The 21,631-nt window shown below is 46.4% G+C and carries 18 protein-coding genes; 4 read left to right on the forward strand and 14 right to left on the reverse strand.

Going from position 1 to position 21,631, the window contains the following annotated elements; translation table 11 throughout:
* Positions 1-179: 179 nt before the first annotated feature.
* Complete coding sequence (locus tag D1970_RS12565; protein WP_119113223.1) at positions 180-1,055, reverse strand: nucleotidyltransferase-like protein; 876 nt, start codon at positions 1,053-1,055, stop codon at positions 180-182.
* A 153-nt stretch (positions 1,056-1,208) separates the two neighbouring features.
* On the opposite strand from D1970_RS12565, the gene D1970_RS12570 reads away from it, so the two are divergent.
* On the forward strand, positions 1,209-1,559 hold the full coding sequence (locus tag D1970_RS12570) for a YgzB family protein (RefSeq protein WP_119113224.1): 351 nt from the start codon (positions 1,209-1,211) through the stop codon (positions 1,557-1,559).
* A 105-nt stretch (positions 1,560-1,664) separates the two neighbouring features.
* Here D1970_RS12570 and perR read toward each other — a convergent pair whose 3' ends face one another.
* From perR to D1970_RS12610, 8 genes are all read right to left on the reverse strand, one after another.
* A complete protein-coding gene (perR, locus tag D1970_RS12575; protein ID WP_181213346.1) occupies positions 1,665-2,102 on the reverse strand; it encodes a peroxide-responsive transcriptional repressor PerR in 438 nt (145 codons plus the stop codon).
* A gap of 125 nt (positions 2,103-2,227) precedes the next feature.
* Positions 2,228-2,776 (reverse strand): cob(I)yrinic acid a,c-diamide adenosyltransferase, encoded by a 549-nt coding sequence (locus D1970_RS12580; RefSeq protein ID WP_119113226.1) that lies wholly within the window; start codon positions 2,774-2,776, stop codon positions 2,228-2,230.
* A gap of 1 nt (position 2,777) precedes the next feature.
* Positions 2,778-3,737 carry a D-2-hydroxyacid dehydrogenase gene (locus tag D1970_RS12585; RefSeq protein WP_310648620.1) on the reverse strand — a complete coding sequence of 320 codons (960 nt, stop codon included), beginning with the start codon at positions 3,735-3,737 and terminating at the stop codon, positions 2,778-2,780.
* A 231-nt stretch (positions 3,738-3,968) separates the two neighbouring features.
* Positions 3,969-4,436, reverse strand: coding sequence for a thioredoxin-dependent thiol peroxidase (gene bcp / locus D1970_RS12590; RefSeq protein WP_119113228.1), 468 nt, complete (start codon positions 4,434-4,436; stop codon positions 3,969-3,971).
* A gap of 91 nt (positions 4,437-4,527) precedes the next feature.
* Complete coding sequence (locus tag D1970_RS12595) at positions 4,528-4,932, reverse strand: potassium channel family protein (RefSeq protein ID WP_119113229.1); 405 nt, start codon at positions 4,930-4,932, stop codon at positions 4,528-4,530.
* Between the two features lie 443 nt (positions 4,933-5,375).
* The gene (locus D1970_RS12600; protein WP_119113230.1) at positions 5,376-6,161 is read right to left on the reverse strand and encodes an ABC transporter permease; all 786 of its coding nucleotides are present in this window, start codon (positions 6,159-6,161) and stop codon (positions 5,376-5,378) included.
* A gap of 3 nt (positions 6,162-6,164) precedes the next feature.
* Positions 6,165-6,956 carry an ABC transporter permease gene (locus tag D1970_RS12605; RefSeq protein WP_119113231.1) on the reverse strand — a complete coding sequence of 264 codons (792 nt, stop codon included), beginning with the start codon at positions 6,954-6,956 and terminating at the stop codon, positions 6,165-6,167.
* Entirely contained in the window at positions 6,956-7,960 is a 1,005-nt protein-coding gene (locus tag D1970_RS12610; protein ID WP_119113232.1) for an ABC transporter ATP-binding protein, read from the reverse strand. Before D1970_RS12610 ends, D1970_RS12605 begins: the two co-directional genes overlap by 1 nt.
* Positions 7,961-8,131: 171 nt before the next feature.
* Between D1970_RS12610 and D1970_RS12615 the strand changes: the two genes are divergently transcribed.
* From D1970_RS12615 to D1970_RS12625, 3 genes are all read left to right on the forward strand, one after another.
* A complete protein-coding gene (locus tag D1970_RS12615) occupies positions 8,132-9,427 on the forward strand; it encodes a glutamate-1-semialdehyde 2,1-aminomutase (RefSeq protein ID WP_119113233.1) in 1,296 nt (431 codons plus the stop codon).
* Positions 9,428-9,756: 329 nt separating this feature from the next.
* Positions 9,757-14,226, forward strand: coding sequence for a glutamate synthase-related protein (locus D1970_RS12620; protein ID WP_119113234.1), 4,470 nt, complete (start codon positions 9,757-9,759; stop codon positions 14,224-14,226).
* A gap of 278 nt (positions 14,227-14,504) precedes the next feature.
* Positions 14,505-15,587, forward strand: a complete 1,083-nt coding sequence (locus D1970_RS12625; protein WP_119113235.1) for an FUSC family protein — start codon at positions 14,505-14,507, stop codon at positions 15,585-15,587.
* A 217-nt stretch (positions 15,588-15,804) separates the two neighbouring features.
* Here the strand turns inward: D1970_RS12625 and D1970_RS12630 are convergent, their stop codons facing one another.
* From D1970_RS12630 to D1970_RS12650, 5 genes are all read right to left on the reverse strand, one after another.
* On the reverse strand, positions 15,805-16,704 hold the full coding sequence (locus D1970_RS12630; RefSeq protein ID WP_119113236.1) for an ABC transporter permease: 900 nt from the start codon (positions 16,702-16,704) through the stop codon (positions 15,805-15,807).
* Positions 16,705-16,715: 11 nt separating this feature from the next.
* Positions 16,716-17,720 carry an ABC transporter permease gene (locus D1970_RS12635; protein WP_119113237.1) on the reverse strand — a complete coding sequence of 335 codons (1,005 nt, stop codon included), beginning with the start codon at positions 17,718-17,720 and terminating at the stop codon, positions 16,716-16,718.
* 82 nt (positions 17,721-17,802) lie between these two features.
* Positions 17,803-19,395 carry an ABC transporter substrate-binding protein gene (locus tag D1970_RS12640; RefSeq protein WP_119113238.1) on the reverse strand — a complete coding sequence of 531 codons (1,593 nt, stop codon included), beginning with the start codon at positions 19,393-19,395 and terminating at the stop codon, positions 17,803-17,805.
* Between the two features lie 97 nt (positions 19,396-19,492).
* On the reverse strand, positions 19,493-20,461 hold the full coding sequence (locus tag D1970_RS12645) for an ABC transporter ATP-binding protein (RefSeq protein ID WP_119113239.1): 969 nt from the start codon (positions 20,459-20,461) through the stop codon (positions 19,493-19,495).
* Positions 20,454-21,446: an ABC transporter ATP-binding protein gene (locus D1970_RS12650; protein WP_119113240.1), complete on the reverse strand. Its 993-nt coding sequence runs from the start codon at positions 21,444-21,446 to the stop codon at positions 20,454-20,456. Before D1970_RS12650 ends, D1970_RS12645 begins: the two co-directional genes overlap by 8 nt.
* Between the last annotated feature and the right edge of the window lie 185 nt (positions 21,447-21,631).

The raw sequence follows: 21,631 nt of genomic DNA on the forward strand, positions 1-21,631 counted from the left end.
GCAATTTAGTTAGCTTGCCGCCGAAGCGACTTTATTAATATAACATCTGGTGTTTTTGTTGTCAACACCTTTTTTTGAAGCTCCGTCAGCCGCGAAATTGTTTGTTTCTACTTTGTTTCGCAGCGACGGTTATTAATATACCAAGCAAGAAAGAAAACGTCAATACTTTTTTCGTTTTTTTAGGATAACTTTTCTGTCACCCTGTAGTAACGATGAAAAAGCCCTTGTCCTTTTGTCTCCATTAGCACTGTTTCAATCAACTTCTGTTCAATTAAATATTCAACCAGAATCCCAAGATCAACAGAATACGGAATCAATTCCTTGTGTTCCATCATTTCATTGAAAGACCAATGATCCTTCTTATGCAGTACATCCAATAAATGCGCCGAACCGATTTGTGTCCTTGAGCGAATCAGAAACTCGCTTGCCAGGAAAAGCAGTTCAAGTCTTTTCTCCAAAGTTTCACTGCTGCATACCAATTCCTCATAAAGCTTGTAAATTTCAGGTTCGATTTGTTTCACTTGCTGCCATACCGTCACTTCCGGATGAAACCCGTTTTCAATCACGGCAAGCCTAGCTAGATGATGAAGCGAATGAACAACATGGTTATAGGCATCCAAATATTGAAGCTGATCAAAAAATGCTTTCCCGTCAATATATCTGCGGATGAGCCTTGAAAATTCAATACCGATTTTTATTTTCCTTCCGTAGAAAGGAAATTCCCTGAGTTCATGCCTCATGTTCGCAATATACTCATTCCTGTCAAACATGACTTTCCCATTATATAGCCAGTCAAATATTTTCCTGTTGCTTCCGAGGAGCAGCCACTCCTGAAGCTGTGCTTCTGTCACGGTGTACATAGATGCCTTTTTGTCCCGATAAGCATAATGCTTAATGAAAACAGGCTGCTCGGCTTCTTTTACGATAATCATCAAGACAGCTTCAAACGTGTCAGTTGTCGGAAAGACTTTTTGCTTTTTTTCAATGATGAGCACGCCAATGGTATTTGGTTGGCTTGCTCTTTCCTGGTATATAGGGCGAAGGATATCCTCCATACTGAAATTCCCCCAATTTTTTTATAGAGTTAAATTTTCGACAACTTTAGTGAAAGTCCTGCAAAAACCTGAGGACAATTTGCCAGGCTGTTTTTCTGTGATTTATTTATTTTGAAATGATATGATAAAGTTATTCTCTAGGGAGGGAAAACCATGGCAAAGTACTCAAGTAAAATAAATAAAATACGAACATTTGCCCTAAGCTTGATTTTCATTGGCTTCATCGTGATGTATGGCGGTATTTTCTTCCGTAATTCACCGGTGGTCATGATGATTTTCATGCTGATTGGTCTTTTGTGCATCATTGCAAGCACAGGGGTTTATTTCTGGATTGGGATGCTTTCGACAAAAACCATCCAGGTTGTCTGTCCTAACTGTGGCAAAGCGACAAAAATGCTCGGGCGTGTCGATATGTGTATGTATTGCAATGAACCATTAACTTTGGATCAGAATCTTGAAGGAAAAGAATTTGATGAAAAGTATAACCGAAAGAGAAGCAAATAAAAAAGCCCGGCAAGGATGCCGGTTTTTTTTATTTGGAAGAGAAAAAAGTTCCATGTATTCTAAATCCGAAAAAAAAGAAAGCCGACAGCAATAGCTATCGGTTTTTTAGTGCATTTCTTTTCCTGAACATTCCGGGCAGGTACCGTAGATTTCCATCCTGTGGTTCCCAACCTTGAAACCCGTCACATGTGAAGCGAACTGTTCCACTTCGTCGAGACCGGGATAATGGAAGTCGACAATTTTGCCGCAATCCTCACAAATTACATGATAATGCTCTGTAGTCACGAAGTCGAACCTGCTCGACGCGTCTCCGTATGTCAATTCCTTGACAAGGCCAACCTCACGAAATACTCGTAAATTATTGTAAACTGTTGCCACACTCATGTTTGGAAACTTTCCTTCAAGCGCTTTATAAATTTCATCAGCGGTCGGGTGTGACATTGAGTTTATTAAAAATTCAAGTATCGCATGACGCTGCGGCGTAATGCGGACTCCTGTGACCTTCAGGGCATCGAGGGCTTCCTTCAACTGAGTTTCTACCATCGCCATGCACCTCTCATCCTTTTTATAATTCTTACTTTATAATGTTTATAAATAGTGTACTCACTTTATCCTGCTTTTGTCAATGTATTGAATCAGCAAACTCTTGACGCTTGTATGAACAAATGCTATTCCTGATGAAGTGTGTGCTCTTGCGCTTTCAATTTGAAGTTGACATAGCGGGCAGCCACAAACAGCAAATCAGATAGACGATTAAGATAGGAAAGTACCAGCGGGTTCACATCTCCGATAGCCACAGCGCTCCTTTCAGCCCTTCTTGCAATCGTCCTGGCTACATGAAGCGCCGCGCCGGCTTCATGGCCTCCCGGAAGAATGAAATTAGTCAGTGGAGGCAGTTCGGCGTCCCATTTATCGATCATGTTCTCAAGCTCCTCAATATTTTCTCCGCTTAGCTGCCATTTAACCTCTTTACCTGGCGGTGTTGCAAGCTCAGCCCCTACGTGGAAAAGAATCGTTTGTATCTTGTGAAAAAACGACTGAATGTCAGCTTTGCCTGGAAAGACTTCAGAATTGAGCCGGCTCATCGCAAGTCCGATCATTGAATTCGCCTCATCACATGTACCGTAAGCTTCAACCCTGAGATCATTCTTATTGACTCTTACCCCGTAAATCAATGAAGTCGTCCCTTTGTCCCCTGACTTTGTATAAATTTTCACCTTAATAGCCCCTTTCAAGATTGACTGTATTCTCAAAATCCGTTTCTTTGTTAACATATTTATTCAAATTCCGTTCAAAAATTTCAAAAGCGCGCGGGAGATATTTTTTCGTAATCCCTGATAAATGTGGGGTGACCGTCACATTCTCCATCATCCAGAAAGCGTGACCTTTTGGCAGAGGCTCTTCTTCAAATACATCAAGGTATGCATGACTAATCGTACCATTCTTCAATGCATCATGGAGAACGTCTTCATTAATGACATCACCGCGGCCAATATTAATAAATGCGGCCTCCTTCTTCATCAAGCCAATTTCCCTTCCTGTCAGCAAATATTGGGTTTCTTTTGTACTCGGAAGTACTGAAACAAGAAAATCAGCCTCCGGAATGCTGTCATGAAAATGGTTAACAGTAAAAATCTTATCCATATACTCAGCAGGCCTCCCGCTTCGGTTCACGCCGAACGTGTTCATCCCAAATGCCTTTGCCAGTCTGGCAATTTCCCCGCCTATGGCACCGGCACCAAGAATTAAGACTGTCTTTCCGTGAAGCTCTCCCATCGGCACTTTCCGATCCCATAAGTCTATGGCTTCGTTTTCCCAGAGCTGTCTCATGGATTTAACGTGCTGCAGCATCGTGCCGATCGTAAATTCAGCCATCGGAATTTTATGGATTCCCTTGACATTCGTCACCAGGATCCCTCTCTCCCTGCACTCTTTAAAGGGCATTTTCTCCAAGCCTGCCGACATGACCATGATCCATTTTAGCTTTGGAGCATTTATAATCCATTCAGGAGTCAGATCCTCCCCAAATGTGACAAACACTTCAGAATCCATGAAAGCTTCTTTAGCATGATCGATTCCCTTTGAGAAATGGAAAGACACTCCTGGGAACTCAGATTGAATTTTTTTCTGGAGATGTTCTGACGGAAGCAACGAAAAGGTAATATTCAAAATCCCCACTCCTTGTTTGAACGCATGCGACCATTTTATTAAATTTTCTATGTATTGCACAAATTACAGGACTTAAAGAAAAAAAGACGGACCAATTTCGGTCCGTCAAACTATCTGAGGAGGTATGCCCTAATACAACATATTCAATTCCCTCTATTATGAATGGACAAAAGCCTTTTTTACAGTAAAATAGGCTTTCGTTTCAACCAGAATACATTTTCAGGGCTGACATCTTGAATCCTACAGGTTCTCTTTTATAAAGCTTAATGCTTCCTCAACATGATCCTTCACTTTTACTTTTCGATACTCTTTTTTGAGAATGCCTTCTTTGTCAATAATGAAGGTGGAGCGTTCAATCCCCATATACTCCTTGCCGAAATTCTTCTTAAGCTTCCAGACACCGTATGCTTCCGCAGCCTTGTTTTCCTCATCTGAAAGAAGGAGGAATGGCAGCCCATGCTTTTCGATGAATTTCTCGTGGCGCGCTATTGGATCGGGACTTACTCCAAGGATAACTGCTTCAGCACCAGCAAAATCCACCTGCCGATCCCGGAAGTCGCACGCCTCCGTAGTACAGCCAGGCGTCATATCTTTCGGGTAAAAATAAAGCACAATATTTTGCCCTTCAAAATCGGAAGGCTTAACAGTCTTTCCATTACTTGCCGGAAGCTCAAATTCCGGAGCTCTTTCACCTATTGTCAAAGACATAAAAATCCCTCCACTTAACCCTTTTGATGTTAGCCTACCTTCTTTTTCTTCAAAAAACAAATAATCGCGCATATGCACTTGATTCGTACATTCAGCCTTCCCGATCAATCACTGTTCTGGCAACAAAAGCGGCCGGGATCGTATAGCCAATCAAAGCCTCCACTACCGCGATCAGGCGCCCTATCCCTACGGGAGCGATGTCTCCATAGCCAACGGAAAATAAGGTGACTGCGCTGAAGTAAAGGCTTGTTGCGAGTTTGCTCAAAGCTGTAACGCTCTTAACTTGGGGGCCTTCAAGCAGAAGAGTTACCCCCCTTTCTTCAATTAAAAAATAAATCAGCCCAAAGCCAATCATCACCGTTGCATAGATACAGGTCAAAACCACGAAATTCTCAAACGATATTTTTTTTCCTTTAATCCGGTTTGGAATGAACAATGTCCTCAGGCTCATGATAATACAAAGGATTATGACGGATATCAGAAGGTAGCTCAACATCTCCCCAGCCTCTTTTCCTATAGCTCATTCCATCTATACGCTTTTGATGGAAGCTCTATGCAGACAAGCGTAGGACAATGAAAAGCGAAAGCGACCGGTCAGCGGCGTATGGACTGGAGCATACCGAATCTAGCTGCGGCTCCTAGCCCCTCGAGGTCATAAGCTGTACTGCTTTGTGGCAAACTACGCCACGCCGCAGTCCATCTTATGCTTGTCGGGGCTGGACAGTCGCCTCGCCTTTTAATGACTGAGATAAAGGAAACACGTTGAGCGCTAGCGAATCGATGTTGACTTATAACGCTAAGAACGCGCACGTCCTGTGCGCAACGCCTTACTCACACATCCTGTGCTTCGTCGTAGGGAGGTGGGCGAAGTCCACTAGGCGCTGGGCGCTATAACTAGACAATGAAAAGCGAAAGCGCCCGTTCAGCGCCGTCCATTAATCAATTGCCGGCACCGCTGTATTTCTTGACCCCTTTGTTCCAGAGCATGACGGACACCCCGAAGAACACCAGTCCAATCAAAGGTGTCAGGAATGAATAAAAGTACCATTCCTTGCGCCCGAGAAAGAAGGCTGCCGGGTATACGCCGACAAAGGCAAACGGAAGAACCCATGTCAGGACAAAGCGGATCACCTTATTGTAAATATCAACAGGATAGCGGCCATAATTGCCGATATTGTACATCATAGGCATGATGGAGGTCCTGGCATCAGCCCAAAACGAAATGCAGGCAATCATGATAAAGATCCCGGCATACACAAGCACACCGCCGAGCACGAACAAAGCAAACAGCAGAGGGTCATACCAGTTGACCTCAAGGCCCAGCCGGCTTCCTGAATAAAACATGACTGCCAGCCCCGTTACGGCGCCAAACAACGATTCCAGCTCCATCCGCTCAAGGATAACCTGGAAAAGGCTGTGGACCGGCCGGGTCAAAATCCTGTCAAGCTCGCCTTTGACGATATACCGCTCATTAAAATCCCAAATATTAAAAAATGAAGTGAACAAAGCATACGGAACAAGGAAAAAACCATAAATAAAAATGATTTCTTCCCTTGTCCATCCGTTCAGGAAATCGGTATGCCCGAAAACAACAAGGATGAAAATCAGGTTGATGGCTTGTGACAATAGGTCCGATACTATCTCGACAACAAGGTCAGCCCTATATTCCAGCCTCGTTTTCATGTATTGGCCAATATATTGAAAAAACATCGTAAAATAAAACATTCGTCACCCTCCTTGAATGACCAGCTGTTTTTTCGCAAGCAGCCACAGAACCCGGATCGGCACAATCAGCACAATCACCCAGATAGCCTGGATAAGAATGCCGTGCAAAGCTTCCCCACCGGTAAATCCATTTGTAAAAATCATGCTTGGAATATAGCTAATCCCCTGAAAAGGGAGATAATTCATGACTGACTGCGCCCAGCCAGGAAAGAAAGAAATCGGGAGCAAAAGCCCCGAAAACAGTTCAATGATCACTCTTTTAGCCCTTATCAGTCCAGTATTGTTATATAGAAAGAAAGTTGTTATGCCTGTCAAAAGATTGAGTTGGGTATTGATCATGAAGCTTAACAGAATGGATACCGCGAACAATCCCCATGTATTGGCATCGGCGGAAAACTCCAGTGGGAAAATCAAGCTGACAATCAGCATTCCCGGAAATGAAAAGAAGAACAGCCGGAAGATGCCTTCCCCAAGTCCCTGCATCGTTTTCATCATAAGGTAGCTATACGGGCGGATCAGCTCGACAGCAACCTTCCCTTCTTTTATTTCCATCGCCATTTCCCTGTCGATATTATTGAAATAGAAAGCCCGCGCCATCCATGCGACAGCAACATACGTTGTCATTTGAATTGATGACAGCCCTTCAATTTCACTTTTCCCGGCGTAGATTGCATTCCAAAGGAAGTAATACGCACCGATATTGATGCTGTAAATAAGAATGCCAGTGTAATAGTTTGTCCTGTAGGCGAGCATCATCAAAAAACGGATTCGGATCATTTCGATGTATTTGGCCATTACACCATGCCTCTTTCATAAATGTTCCGGATAATTTCCTCCGTCGACGGCTCATTGATCTTGACATCCTTCACCTTATGAGAAGCTACAGTCTTAGCAATCACCTGTGAAACTAGTTCATCGTCATCGCCGGTAAGCGCAGAGAAAATCCGGCTTTTTTCATCAATCTCCCACTTGACCTGCATCCCTGCTGTAAGGCGTTCAAGCTGCGTAAGCTCGGCGCTTTCGAGAAATTCAAATTGTATTTCTTTTCCCTCGGCCCAATTCTCTTTCATGCTTTTCAAACTGCCATCGTAAATGACCTTTCCTTCATCGAGCATGACCACACGTTCACATAATGCCTCGATATCCGTAAGGTCGTGAGTGGTAAGCAAGATCGTAGTGTTGTACTTCTCGTTGATTTCCTTAAGGAAGTCGCGGATTTTCAGTTTTACCAGTACATCAAGGCCAATCGTCGGTTCATCAAGGAACAAGAGCGGCGGATTATGGATAAGGGCGGCTGCCAATTCGCAGCGCATCCTCTGGCCGAGCGACAGCTTACGCACAGGTTTGTCGAGGAGCGGCTCAATATCAAGCGTCTTGATCACATGGTCCATATGCTCGTTGTAATGGGCATCAGAAACTTTATACACCTTTTTCAAAAGCCTGAACGATTCCTGTACAGCAATGTCCCACCACAGCTGGGATCGCTGCCCGAAAACAACGCCAATGGTCTGGACGAATTTCTCCCTCTCTTTATGCGGGTTCATTCCATTGACTGTGATGCTGCCAGAAGTAGGAGTCAGTATCCCCGTTAGCATTTTGATGGTAGTCGACTTGCCTGCCCCGTTTTCTCCGATATAGCCAACCATTTCGCCTTGTTTTACAGCAAAGCTAATATCGTTAACCGCAGGGACAATTTTATAATTCCTTGTTAAAAGGTCTCTAAAAGCACCCTTCAGCCCCGAGCGGCTGGAGTATGCCTTAAATTCTTTCCTCAGGTCGCGTACTTCTATGGCATTCATTTTCATTTCCTCCTGTTGAGTCTCTTACTCTAACAAAACAGTTTATCCAATCCCTTCGGTTTATACAAATCATTGGCACTTCCCTCCACTAGCTCACGGCAGAACCTCAATAATTTTACCATCGTGAAAATGTGATAAAATAGATTAGGATTTAGACTAAGGAGGTTAACCATGCAAAGACAACATTCTGAAAGAATACATAACGAAGCATTGAAGCATATTGTTGGGGGCGTTAACAGTCCTTCACGCGCCTATAAAGCAGTGGGCGGCGGAGCGCCGACTGTCATGGAAAGAGGGCAGGGCGGTTACTTTTGGGACGTGGACGGCAACCAGTATATCGATTATCTGGCTGCGTATGGACCTATCATTACAGGTCATGCCCACCCTCATATCACGGAAGCAATCAAAAAAGCAGCTGAGACTGGTGTCCTCTACGGAACGCCTACCGCTCATGAAGTTACTTTTGCCAAAATGCTGAAGGAAGCAATGCCAGGGCTCGACAAGGTTAGGTTCGTCAACTCAGGCACCGAAGCGGTCATGACAACCATCAGGGTTGCCCGCGCCTATACAGGCAGGGACAAGATCATCAAGTTTGCCGGCTGCTATCATGGCCATTCCGACCTTGTCCTGGTAGCAGCTGGATCGGGGCCAGCCACACTTGGTACTCCGGATTCGGCAGGCGTTCCGAAAAGCATAGCCAAAGAAGTGATCACCGTTCCTTTCAACGATATCGAACCATTCAGAGAAGCGCTTGACAAGTGGGGCAGCGAAATTGCGGCCGTTCTCGTCGAGCCGATTGTCGGCAATTTCGGGATTGTCGAACCGAAGCCGGGTTTCCTGCAGGAAATCAATGAGTTAACACATGCAGCAGGAGCACTCGTCATCTATGATGAAGTCATAACCGGCTTCCGCTTTATGTACGGCGGCGCCCAGGATTTACTCGGAATCCAACCCGACTTAACAGCAATGGGAAAAATCATTGGCGGAGGGCTGCCGATCGGCGCTTACGGCGGAAAGGCAGAAATCATGGAAAAAGTCGCGCCATTGGGACCTGCCTACCAGGCCGGAACGATGGCCGGAAATCCTGCCTCAATCCTTGCCGGTATCGCCTGCCTCGAGGTGCTGAAGCAGGATGGCATTTACGAATACCTCGACCGTCTCGGAAGCATGCTTGAAGAAGGGATTCTTGCCTCTGCCCAGAAATACAGTGTGCCAATTACAATCAACAGATTGAAAGGTGCATTGACCGTTTATTTCACAACCGAAAAAGTCGTCAATTATGAGCAGGCAGAAAATACAGACGGTGAAATGTTCGCCCGGTTCTTTAAGCTGATGCTTGAACAAGGAATCAACCTTGCCCCCTCCAAGTACGAAGCATGGTTTGTTACCATCGCACATAGTAAAGAGGACATTGAGGCAACGCTCCATGCAGTGGATAATGCATTTTATGCATTGATGAATGAATAAATATACAATATTTTATACAAAACAGAGGCTGTCCCAGCTTCTGTTTTTTTAGATTTCACCCTGAAAACGTTTACATTAAAGGGGTTTTATTTTATTTCCATCCTTTTAAAGATGTCCTTCTTCATCCGAATTAATGTATAATTAATTGATTTCTGAAAATTCTTATGATAAAATTTACTTATTATTCTACAAAATCACCAGCAATTTCCCTTCTTAACGCCTGTTATGTATTTTGCCCCTCCGCTCGGCTCCTGCCGGGCAATTGATTGCCTATTTACTCTTTTAGGAGGTGAACCGGCTGAAAGGAACTTCCTTTAAATGCCGAAACTATGACACAACAATACAGTCCATCCCTTTTTAAAGATTTTTACAAGCAGGAACACGATGCTTGCGGAATTGTAGCAAGTATTGAAAAAAGAAAGATTCCAACAAGAGAAAATATATTCCACTGTATTGACGGGCTTGTGACGATGAATCACAGGGCTGGCTTCATTAACGGTGAGGGCGACGGCGTCGGCATCCATATCGATATCCCGCGCGAGCTGTGGAAAGAAAAGCTCACAGACTCTGGAGTCGATGCTTCTGTTGCAGACAAAGAAAACTTCGTTGTCGGACATGTGTTCATCTCCCGCACTAAGGACTGCGAATCTATTAAAAATGAATTATCCGCCAAGCTGGGACGTCATGGTCTGGCTATCATTTTTGAGACAGACAAAGTGACAGACTCCTCTGCGCTTGGTCCGATTGCCATCCGGGAAAATCCGGTATTTTGGCAATTTGCCTGCCTTTCCGGCAAAGAAGCCTCACTGAACCTTTCAAAAACTATCTTTGACACAATCGTGGAACTCGAGAAAAATCCCGATGTCCATGTCGCGTCACTCAGCCAGAACCATGCGGTATACAAAGTAATGGGGGCTGGCGATATTCTGCCAAAATACTATCATGACCTTGCGAGCCCGCTTATCACTTCAACTATGACACTAGGCCATAACCGTTATTCGACAAACACAATGTCCAGTTTTTTCCGGGTACAGCCCTTCAGCGTCCTTGGCCATAACGGTGAAATCAATACGATTGCCAGGCTGAGGGATGAAGCACGAATGGTCGGAGTCCCTCTTGTGAAGGACGGCAGTGATTCTCAGGACTTAAGCCGCACGCTTGAAACCTTCATTTGCAGGGATGGCTACTCTTTGTTTGAAGCAATGGACCTGATGTTCCCGCCAATCATCAGTGAAATCAAGTCCTACCCTAATCACCTTCAGGATTTATATACTTACATGCGCGAGGCATGGGGACACTTCGCCCAAGGGCCTGCCGGAATTATCTCCAGATTCGGGGATGAGGCTGTTTTCAGCGTTGACGCACTTGGCCTCCGCCCTCTATGGATGATTGATATTAAAGACTCCTATCTCTTTTCTTCCGAGCCGGGGATTGTCCAATCCGCTGACTATACAGGTGAGCCAAAGCCCATTTCTCCAGGAGAAAAAGTCGGCCTGAAATGGGATGGGGATACCATTAAGGTATATGAGCAACACGAATTTCAAAATGAGGTTTTCAATCGATTTTCCCAAAGGGCCTCCCTGGAAAATACAAGGCTCAGGCTGGCACCCCCCGCCCTGGAGAAAATAGTAACGATGAATTACCCTGATAAAATCCATAATGGACAATATAAATCTTTTGGCTGGGAACGGGATCATATTCAGCTCGTTGAACAAATGGCTGAAAGAGGTGTGGAACCCATCCGTTCCCTCGGGCATGATGCACCGCTAGCAGCCCTGAATCCTGAACGGCGCAACATTGCGGACTTTATTAAGGAAAGTGTCGCTGTTGTTACAAATCCTGCGATCGACCGTGACCGGGAAACCGAGCACTTTTCCACCAGAATTATTGTTGGGAAACGACCGGAACTGTTTATAAAAGACGAAGCAGGACAGATTGCAGAATTGGCAACACCCCTCCTGATTGAAGGAAAAGCAGGATTTGAATGCAGCAATGCTACCGGCCAGCCAAGCTACGACCAGGTTGTCCAGCTGTTCCAGCAGTCGAAGCTCACCGCCCATATCGAGACTGTCTTTAATGCGAATGAAACGATTCCGGAGGCTCTCGAAAGGATTGCGTCCGATGCTGTCTCAGCTGTCACTGCCGGAAAGTCACTTATCATTCTTGACGACGCTAAAGCCCATCAGGATAGCCATTATTGGCTTGACCCCCACCTTGTTGTATCAATGGTGGACAGCGCGCTTGTCAAAGTCGGCATTAGGAGAAACTGCTCCCTGCTAGTACGTTCTGCAGCCATCCGGTCGCTCCATGATATTATGACGCTCCTTGGCCTTGGCGCAAACCTTGTCAGCCCTTACTATATGTTCATGACTGTCCTCGATGATTCCTTTAAGCCGCTGCTGAACCTTTACAGCGCGCTGACGAAAGGGCTTGAGAAAGTCATTTCTACAATCGGGATTCACGAACTGCGGGGCTACGGCCGTCTGTTTTCTGCAATTGGACTTAACAGTGAAGTAGCTGACTGCCTGCAAATCGTCAATTTCTTCGGCGCTCCGGAACTCGGCTATAATTTTTCGCTGATGAAGGAAGATGCAGCTGCAAGGACAGCAGACTATCAGAATGAAAAAGAACGAATCGGCAAGACATTCCATCTGTTCCCCCGCATTTGGAAGGCAATAGGGGAAGTTGCCTCAACAGGAGATTACAGCTCTTACAGGGAAAAAATTTCCGAGCAGGAAGAAAGCAACCCGACGACAATCCGCCATCTTACAAAATTGAAAACGTCAGCTTCTTCCCTTGCACCCGAGGAAATCGATATAGCCGTGGGCGGTCATAGCCTTCCATTTGTGATTGCTTCCATGTCATTCGGCTCGCAGAACGAAACAGCCTTCCGCGCGTATGCCGAAGGAGCCGACCGCCTGAACATGGTGTCAATGAACGGTGAGGGCGGTGAACTGAAGGATATGCTCGGCAAGTACCCGCGCACCCGAGGGCAGCAAGTGGCCTCAGGCCGTTTCGGGGTTAATGCGGAGCTGCTTAATTCTTCGAACCTGCTTGAAATCAAGATTGGCCAGGGTGCCAAACCGGGAGAAGGCGGCCACTTACCAGGTTCGAAAGTAACAGCAAAAATTGCTGAGGCCAGGAATGCCACCATCGGCTCTGACTTAATTTCACCATCCAATAACCATGATATTTATTCAATTGAAGACCTTGCTCAAATGATCCATGAACTTAAGACTGCAAATGACAAGGCGAAAGTGGCCGTAAAAGTGCCTGTGGTTCCGAATATCGGCACGATTGCTGTAGGAATCGCTAAGGCTGGCGCGGATATCATTACGCTGAGCGGATTCGACGGCGGAACAGGGGCGGCAAGGATCCACGCCCTTCAGCATGTCGGGCTGCCGGTCGAAATCGGTGTCAAAGCCGCCCACAATGCCTTGCTTGAAGCAGGCATTCGAGATACGGTGGAACTGTGGGCCGATGGCGGTTTGAAAAGCTCGCTTGACGTTCTGAAGGTCATGCTGCTTGGCGCAAACCGCGTTGGTTTTGGAACGCTGTCCATGCTGGCAATCGGCTGCACCACCTGCCGCGGCTGCCATCTTGATACATGCCATGTGGGGATCGCTACACAGATCGATTCAGAAGCAAAAGCAAAAGAGCACGGGCTCCGCCGCTTCGTTCCAAGACATTTTGATACGGCTGTACAAGGAATTGTCAACCTGTTCACTGCTTTTGGCAACGAACTGAAGGAGCTGGCCGCCTCCGCTGGAATACGTAATCTTCAGGATGCCGTCGGCCGTTCGGACCTGCTGAAGCAAGTAAAAGGATTTGATCTGCTCGATTTAACGTACCTCCTGAAGCCGCTGGAGATCCAGCAATTGGCGGCAAGGGAAGCTGCTGTCTCTCTTGAGGCCATGCCGATGGTTATGGCTGCAGGGGCGGAATACCTCGATGGTGTGGATGAAGAGCTCCATCAGTCAAGAGAGTTCAACAGCGTCACATCCGAACAGCGCGTACTTGCAAGCCGGGTCTCCTGCCACCGCGTCCGCGGACGCCTTGATGGCTCATACCGGCAGCTTGCTCCCGTCTCGCTCCGTTATAAAAGTTCGATTCTTGGGAACGGCCTTGGAGCCTATAATTCTGAGGGAATTACGATAGAAGTGGATGGCGGCGGACAGGATGGCGTTGGAAAAACATCGTTCGGCGGCAACATCGTGATTTTGAAAGCAAGAGGCAAGGACGGAAAACACTACAATGGCTCTGTAGGTAAGGGATTTGGTTATGGCGCCCAAAAAGGGCTCCTTGTCGCACAGGGAAATGCAGATGCCAGAGCCGGCATCCGCCTGTCGGGAGCCGATATGGTTATTGGCGGCCTTATCCAAAAGCCGTTGCCGGTTAAAGAAGAAGGTAATATCGGATCGCGTTCGAATATCAAAGGTTTTGCCTTTGAATATATGACAAACGGCAGAGGGCTTGTGCTCGGCGATCCTGGACCATGGATTTGCGCCGGGATGACAGGCGGAGTCGTCTACCTCAGGCTCCAGCCGGAAATGGGGCTAACTGAAGACGCTATAAAACGGCGAATTGCCAAGGGAGCGAACGTTGCTCTTGAAACACTTTCTAAAAAAGGGAACAAGGACATCTCAGAAATGCTCGGGAAGTATGTCAGTATGCTAAAAGACAGCGGGCAGGAGGAGGAAGCATCCTCCCTTGAACTTTTGCTCGCAAATCCGAAGGATCATTTCCTTCAAGTGGTACCTGTCAAAGAACAGGCAGATCCCTCTGTTTCAACGGAATGACAATTTTTTAGGAACGAAGCAGCATTTTGTCTGCTTCGTTTCTTTTTTTCTCAGTCACGAGATTGATAAAATTTCTTCAGACATACCTTCTACCCGAAAAAGACACAGAGTTTTCAGCCGACGTTCTTTTTCAGGAAAGAATTTCTTGCTATAATGACTTGAACTTAAATGGGAAACATTGTATAGTACAATATTGTTTAGTTTGCATAAAGTAAGTGAATGAGAAAAGTAAAACCGACTTTTCATCGATTTTTTTTCAAAAGAAAGGAAACCATTGTATGAAACTTGGAGCGAGGATCTTCAAAACAGGAATTGCGATTATTCTGTCGCTGTTTCTGGCGGAAATCTTAAACCTCCCCTCTCCCGTTTTCGCAGGAATCGCAGCAATATTCGCCGTACAGCCAACGATTTATCGGTCTTATTTATCCATTATTGAACAGATTCAGGGTAACCTGATTGGGGCGCTGACAGCTGTGGCATTCGTGCTGACACTCGGGAACAATTTTTTCATTGTCGGCCTCGCCGCCATTCTTGTGATCACAATGAACTTGAAGCTGAGGCTGGAAAACACAATTTCCCTTTCACTTGTTACATTAATCGCCATTATGGAGACACCCGGCGATGATTTTATCCAGTTTGCAGTGATCAGGTTTTCCACCATCATTCTAGGTGTCGTTTCTGCTTTCATTGTGAATCTCGTCTTTCTGCCGCCTAAGTATGAAAGCAAGCTTTACAATCGAAATGCTACCCTCACTGAAGAAATTACAAGATGGATCAGGGTTTGCACAAGGCATGCCTCAGAGCATCAGCCACTAAAGGCCGATATCGAATCGCTGAAGGAAGGCACGTTCAAGCTTGACCAGCTGTATATGCTGTACAAGGAAGAACGCGACTACTTCAAGAAAAACAGCATTGCCAAAGTACGCAGACTGGTTGTCTACAGACAGATGATCACCACGACGAAAAAAGCGCTTGAAACGCTTAAACGCCTCCATCGCTATGAAAATGAATACACTCAAATCCCGGAAAGCTTCCAGGAGGTCCTTCAGCTGCAGCTCGATGGCCTAGTTCACCATCATGAACAAGTCATGCTGAAATTCATCGGAAAAGTACGGCCGGAAGCGACCTTTATGGATGGCCAGGCATGCCTTGATAAAAAAGAATTGTTCAACCTGTTCCTCGAACAGCAAAAAAAGCTCGCTGACACAGACAGAGCGATCCTGTACCATGTTATGCAGCTCGTATCCGTCATCATGGAATACGGAGAACAAGTAGAGCACCTTGACAGGCTGATCACCAGCTTCCTCTCCTTCCACAAGGATGACCGGGAAGTGAAGATTGACCCAGAAAAAGAAATATAACCAGGCCGGGAGAATTCCCGGTCTTTTTATATGGATTGGCGAGTAAGGGCGGGATCCCTGCTTGCTTCCAGGAGCCCGATTCAGGGGACTGAGATCATTTTTTTGCACTTTCAAATAGTCCATTTGATAGAAGAATGCTTTTAGTACAAATAAAAAAACAGCGCCCAATTAAATTGGTTGCTGTTTTATGATAGAGATGTGTCGAGCACCTTATCCCTTAGTTCTTCATCCGCGGGTCGAGAGCATCCCTAAAACCATCCCCCATTAGGTTGAAGCCAAGAACGGTGAGCATGATGGCAAGACCAGGGAAAATCATTGTCCATGGGGCTTCAATCATAAACTGTTTGGCATCTGACAGCATCTTTCCCCATTCAGGATTGGGGGCCTCTGCTCCCAGTCCGAGGAATCCGAGAGCCGCTGCTTCGATGATTGCGGTCGCGATGGCGAGTGTTCCCTGGACGATGATTGGTGCCATACTGTTTGGGAGCACATGGCGAAACAGGATGCGGCTGTCTTTCATTCCGACTGCCCTTGCTGCCATTATATACTCCTCTTCCTTCACGCTCAGGACACGGGACCTGATTAGCCTTCCAAAGTTCGGAATGTTAATGATTGCAATGGCAATCAAGGCGTTTTGCAGCGATGGGCCAAGTACCGCAACAATCGCAATCGCCAGCAAAATACTCGGGAATGCAAGCATGATATCAAATATCCTGCTGATGACCGCATCCACCCATTTTCCGTAGTACCCAGCCACAATCCCAAGCAGACATCCTGCAGCCATCGAAGCAATGACCGAGAAAAAGCCTACCCACAATGAAATTCTGGCTCCGAATACAACTCTTGAAAAAATGTCGCGGCCAAAGTCGTCTGTTCCAAACCAATGTTGAGAAGAAGGTGGCTGAAGGCGTTTTGCCATCGCCTGCTCATTGATCCCCTGAGGTGCAAGCAGCGGGGCAAAAATGCCGACAAGAATGAAAAAAAGCACGATGCCTGCACCCACCATAGCCAGTTTATTTTTTCGAAAGCTTTTCCACGCTTCCTGCCATGGCGAGACTGTCTTTTCATCTTTAACGGTCTGGATTGGCTGTGGCTGTTTTTCCGTCAAAATTTCCATGCTGTCTCCTCCTAACGGTATTTAATCCGCGGATCAATGGCTGCGTATAATAAATCGACAATCAGATTGATCATGACAAAAATAAGTGCAATTACCAGAATGCCTGACTGGATGACAGGATAATCCCTGTAGCCGATGGCTTCGTAAATATAGCGCCCTATACCCGGCCAGCTGAAAATCGTTTCTGTAAGGATGGCCCCGCCGAGAAGGAGCCCCGTCTGAAGTCCAATGACCGTCAGGACTGGAATTACGGCATTTTTGAGAGAGTGCTTGTACACTACCCAAAACATGCTCATCCCTTTTGCTCGGGCTGTACGGATAAAGTCCGAGCGCATCACTTCAAGAATCGTCGAGCGCGTAATCCGCGCAATAATCGCCATCGGAATTGTCGAAAGCGCTACAGCAGGCAGCACAAGATGCTTCAAAACAACCACTAGCTGGTCAGTCCGCCCTTGTATCAATGTATCGATTACATAAAGATGTGTAATTGCATTTACCGGATTCCTGACTTCTTCCCTGCCCGAGGTTGGAAGCCACTCAAGGTTATAGGAAAATACCCATTGTTCCATGAGGCCTAGCCAGAAAATCGGCACAGAAACACCGACAAGCGCAAGAATCATGGCAGTATAATCAAACCATGAGTTTTGGAACCATGCGCTGATAATGCCTGCGTTGACACCCACCACAATGGCAATCATCATGGCAAAAAACGAAAGCTCCATCGTTGCGGCAAGATATGGCCAAATCTCCTCGCTAATAGCTGATTTCGTCCTAAGCGATTCCCCAAGATCTCCACTCAGCAGCCCGCCCAGATACTGAAAATATTGCACGTACCATGGCTGGTCGAGGCCAAGGCTCTTCGAAAGCTCGGCAACCGCATCCTTTGTCGCAAGCTGTCCAAGAATGACCTGCGCAGGGTCGCCGGGAATGGCCCTGATCATGAAAAAGACGACGAGGGAAAGCCCGAGTAGGACAGGTACAAGGGAAAAAATCCTTCTTACTGAATATGCGAGCATGCTTTCACTCCTTTTCAAGGCTAGTCTCTTAAATTTTCAGAAGAAAAGGGAGCCAGCTGCTGATCTCCCTTTTCCTGGTATTCTATTTTTTCATTTCAACGTTCGACAATAGATCAGACCCAGTTGGATGTGCCTTGTAACCCGTGATTTCTGCCTTTCCAGCAAGCGCAGGCTTGGAGTGCACAAGCGGAACCCATGGAGCATCGTCTTTGATGATTTCCTGTGCTTCCTTATACAGCTTTTCCCGCTCCCCCTGGTCATTTGTGGACTGGGCTTTTGTAAACAGCTCATGGACTTTCGGGTTCTTGTAATACGCGTAGTTATTGCTGCCGATGCTGTCCTCATCAAGCAGAACATACAGGAAGTTGTCGGCATCCCCGTTGTCTCCTGTCCATCCTAGAAGAAATGCGTCCGCTTCCCCTTTCCTTGCTTTTTCAAGATATGTCGGCCATTCGAAGCTAACAATCTTGGATTTCACCCCAACTTTTTCAAAATTGGCCTGGATGGCCTCAGCCACTTTTTTACCGTCAGGCATGTACGGCCTGGCAACAGGCATCGCCCAAAGCTCGATTTCAAAACCATCTTCGTAGCCAGCTTCTTTTAAGAGCTGCTTTGCTTTCTCAGGGTCATACTCGTAGTCTTTAACAGCATCATTGTATCCGGCGACTGTTTTAGGCATCGGATTCACGGCTGGCTCTGCTGCACCCGCATAGAACGCATCAACCAGCGCCTTTTTGTCAACAGCATAGTTTAATGCCTGGCGCACTTTCTTGTCTTTCAGAGGCCCGCGCTCATTATTCAGCCCCAGGTAAGCGACATTTAGAGACGGACGGAAGAATGTCTGCAGTTTGTCGTTCTTTTCAATGCTTTTAACATCACTGAAGTTGACACCGTCAATTAAATCTACTTCACCTGTATTTAACGCATTCAGGCGTGCAGAGTTTTCTGGAATGACACGGAAGATAACCGAATCAAGCTTCGGCAGGCCTTTTTTCCAGTAGTTTTCATTCTTTACAATCGTAACTTTATCGTTCCGCTTCCACTCCTTGAATTTGAAGGGGCCGGTTCCGACTGGGTTTTCCGTAAATTTACCGCCATGCTTCTCGACAGCAGCAGGGCTGGCGATTGCAAATGGAGACATTGCAAGATTTTTATAGAATGGGGCAAGCACACGGTTCAGCGTGAATTCGACTGTATGCTCGTCGACTGCCTTTACTTCCTTGATCACATCACCAAATTGAGAATTATAGTAATAAAAGCGTTCTTTGTTTCCTGCTTTCCAGCGTTCGAAGTTGAAGACAACAGCCTCGGCGTTAAAATCAGTGCCATCGTGGAACTTAACACCTTTGCGAAGCTTCAATGTGTGTTTCAGGCCATCAGCTGATTCTTCCCATTTTTCGGCAAGACCCGGCTCAATTTCCGTGTCCTGTTCACCAAAGTTGATCAGTGTTTCATACACATTCTCAGTGACTTTAAAAGATTCACCCTCGGTTGTAACAGCAGGGTCAAGGGATTCGGAATCACCGCCGCGTGCGAATACAAGCGTTCCTCCCCCAGAACCTCCTTTTTCCCCTTCATTTTTGGTTCCCCCGGACGACGACTTGCTGCAGCCCGCGATTCCCATCGAAAGGATGAGAATAAGTGCCATCAACTTTAATCCTAATTGCTTTTTCATTATGTTCCCCCTTTGTTCTTTTTTAGCTTCCTATCATAGGAGCTCTTGTATATCATCTATGCGGCCATGCTCTCCTGCATTCCTGTTCATGCCCGAATCAGTCATAAAGATGGCATGCCGCAAAATGACCTGGTGTAATTTCCTTCAATACAGGCCTCTCCTCCGAACAGATAGCCATGCATTCCCGGCAGCGGGTATGGAATGCGCATCCCATAGGCGGATTCTCCGGGCTTGGCATATCGCCTGTAAGGAGGACAGGTTCCTTCCTCTGCCCAGGGTCAGGAACTGGAACAGCGCTGAGCAATGCCTTTGTGTATGGATGAAGCGGTTCCTCATAAAGCCTGTCAGAGTCTGTGATTTCGACAAGCCTGCCCAGGTACATCACCCCTACCCGGTCGCTGATGTGCCTTACGACACCAAGATCATGGGCGATGAAGATATAGGTCAATTGAAATTCCTGCTGCAGGTCCTCAAGCAGGTTCAGCACCTGTGACTGGATGGATACATCAAGAGCAGATACAGGTTCATCGGCAATAATCAACTTGGGATTCGTCATCAGGGCACGGGCAATGCCGATTCTCTGCCTCTGTCCCCCGCTGAACTGGTGAGGGTATCGTTTGGCATGATAAGAGCTGAGCCCTACTACCTCGAGCATCTCCCCGACCCGCTGCTTCCGCTCTGCGCTAGTACCAATTCCATGGACAATGAGCGGCTCCTCAAGGATTTGTTCAACTGTATGCCTAGGATTCAGGGAAGCGAAAGGATCCTGGAACACCATTTGCATATCCTTCCTTGTCTCCCTCATTTCCTTGCTCCCAAGCCCTACAAGCTCTTTCCCGTCAAAGCGAACGCTTCCCTCTGTCGGTTCGATCAGCCGCATCAGCATCCGCCCAGTTGTTGACTTTCCGCAGCCGGATTCCCCGACAAGACCGAGCGTTTCACCTTTCTTGACAAAGAAGCTGATATCATCAACCGCTTTCACATCGCCTGTCTTTTTTCCAAAAAATCCTCCGTGGAGCGGAAAGTATTTTTTCAGCCCTGCTACTTCCAGCAGTACATCATTCATGACTCATCCCTCCCGGTTCGTGCAAAAAACAGCGTACATGATGATTTTCTCCTTTTCGATAAAGCTCCGGGTTGTCTGTCAGGCATTTTTCAACAGCACGTTCGCATCTTGCTGCAAACCTGCAGCCAACCGTAATGGTCCCTGGCCTTGGGACATTACCCGGGATGGAATACAACCTTCCTTTTTTTCCCCTAATATCCGGAAGTGATTTCAGAAGCCCGATCGTATACGGATGTCCCGGATTGTTAAAGATATCTTCCACCGTTCCCTCTTCCACTACTTTGCCTGCATACATGACAATCACCCGCTGGCAAACCTCGGCAACCACACCAAGGTCATGGGTGATCATGATGATTGCGGTATCGAGCTTTTCATTCAAATCTTTCATGAGTGAAAGGATTTGCGCCTGGATAGTAACATCAAGGGCAGTGGTAGGTTCGTCTGCAATCAGTACCTTTGGATGACAGGAAAGCGCCATGGCAATCATGACCCTCTGCCTCATCCCGCCTGAAAGCTGGTGGGGATACTCCTTCATGATTTTCTCCACCCTCGGAAGTCCAACCAGTTTGAGCATTTCTGCAGCCTGCTGCCGTGCAGATCTTTTATCGAGTTTCTTATGTATCAAGAGGGCTTCGACAAGCTGGTCTCCAATCGTGAACAGCGGGTTAAGCGAGGTCATTGGTTCCTGGAAAATCATCGCAATGTCATTGCCTCTAATTTTCCTCATTCTTTTTTCTGCCGCTGTCACCAAATTCTCGCCGTTGAGCAAGATTTCCCCTCCGACAATTTTTCCAGGCGGCTGAGGAATCAGCTTCATAATTGAAAGGGATGTCACACTTTTACCGCATCCCGATTCCCCAACGATACCGAGGATTTCTCCCTTATTAACAGAAAAACTGACATCATCGACAGCAGGTATTTCTCCGCCATCCGCCAAAAAAGAGGTCTTAAGCTGTTTAACATCCAAAACTGGGGTATTAGCCACTCTCTGACTCCTTTCTATGCTTACATAAACTGGGACAATGTTCTTTTTCATTTTAATGCAAAGGAAAGCAAGAGTCTACATATTTTTCTGATTATTTTAAATGTTTAAAATAGTATTCTGGCAAAATAAAAGAGCCAAAGCATTGTTTCGCTTTGGCTCTTGCTTGTTATAAAGATAGTGCAGTT

Source organism: Mesobacillus zeae (assembly GCF_003570705.1).
GTDB classification, from domain to species: Bacteria; Bacillota; Bacilli; order Bacillales; family Cytobacillaceae; genus Mesobacillus_C; species Mesobacillus_C zeae.

Excerpts from the sequence above, each read along its gene's own strand:
- D1970_RS12565 (WP_119113223.1), bottom strand. The coding sequence starts at position 1,055 with ATGGAGGATATCCTTCGCCCTATATACCAGGAAAGAGCAAGCCAACCA.
- D1970_RS12570 (WP_119113224.1), top strand. The coding sequence starts at position 1,209 with ATGGCAAAGTACTCAAGTAAAATAAATAAAATACGAACATTTGCCCTA.
- perR (WP_181213346.1), bottom strand. The coding sequence starts at position 2,102 with ATGGTAGAAACTCAGTTGAAGGAAGCCCTCGATGCCCTGAAGGTCACA.
- bcp (WP_119113228.1), bottom strand. The coding sequence starts at position 4,436 with ATGTCTTTGACAATAGGTGAAAGAGCTCCGGAATTTGAGCTTCCGGCA.
- D1970_RS12595 (WP_119113229.1), bottom strand. The coding sequence starts at position 4,932 with ATGTTGAGCTACCTTCTGATATCCGTCATAATCCTTTGTATTATCATG.
- D1970_RS12600 (WP_119113230.1), bottom strand. The coding sequence starts at position 6,161 with ATGTTTTATTTTACGATGTTTTTTCAATATATTGGCCAATACATGAAA.
- D1970_RS12605 (WP_119113231.1), bottom strand. The coding sequence starts at position 6,956 with ATGGCCAAATACATCGAAATGATCCGAATCCGTTTTTTGATGATGCTC.
- D1970_RS12610 (WP_119113232.1), bottom strand. The coding sequence starts at position 7,960 with ATGAATGCCATAGAAGTACGCGACCTGAGGAAAGAATTTAAGGCATAC.
- D1970_RS12615 (WP_119113233.1), top strand. The coding sequence starts at position 8,132 with ATGCAAAGACAACATTCTGAAAGAATACATAACGAAGCATTGAAGCAT.
- D1970_RS12620 (WP_119113234.1), top strand. The coding sequence starts at position 9,757 with ATGACACAACAATACAGTCCATCCCTTTTTAAAGATTTTTACAAGCAG.
- D1970_RS12625 (WP_119113235.1), top strand. The coding sequence starts at position 14,505 with ATGAAACTTGGAGCGAGGATCTTCAAAACAGGAATTGCGATTATTCTG.
- D1970_RS12630 (WP_119113236.1), bottom strand. The coding sequence starts at position 16,704 with ATGGAAATTTTGACGGAAAAACAGCCACAGCCAATCCAGACCGTTAAA.
- D1970_RS12635 (WP_119113237.1), bottom strand. The coding sequence starts at position 17,720 with ATGCTCGCATATTCAGTAAGAAGGATTTTTTCCCTTGTACCTGTCCTA.
- D1970_RS12640 (WP_119113238.1), bottom strand. The coding sequence starts at position 19,395 with ATGAAAAAGCAATTAGGATTAAAGTTGATGGCACTTATTCTCATCCTT.
- D1970_RS12645 (WP_119113239.1), bottom strand. The coding sequence starts at position 20,461 with ATGAATGATGTACTGCTGGAAGTAGCAGGGCTGAAAAAATACTTTCCG.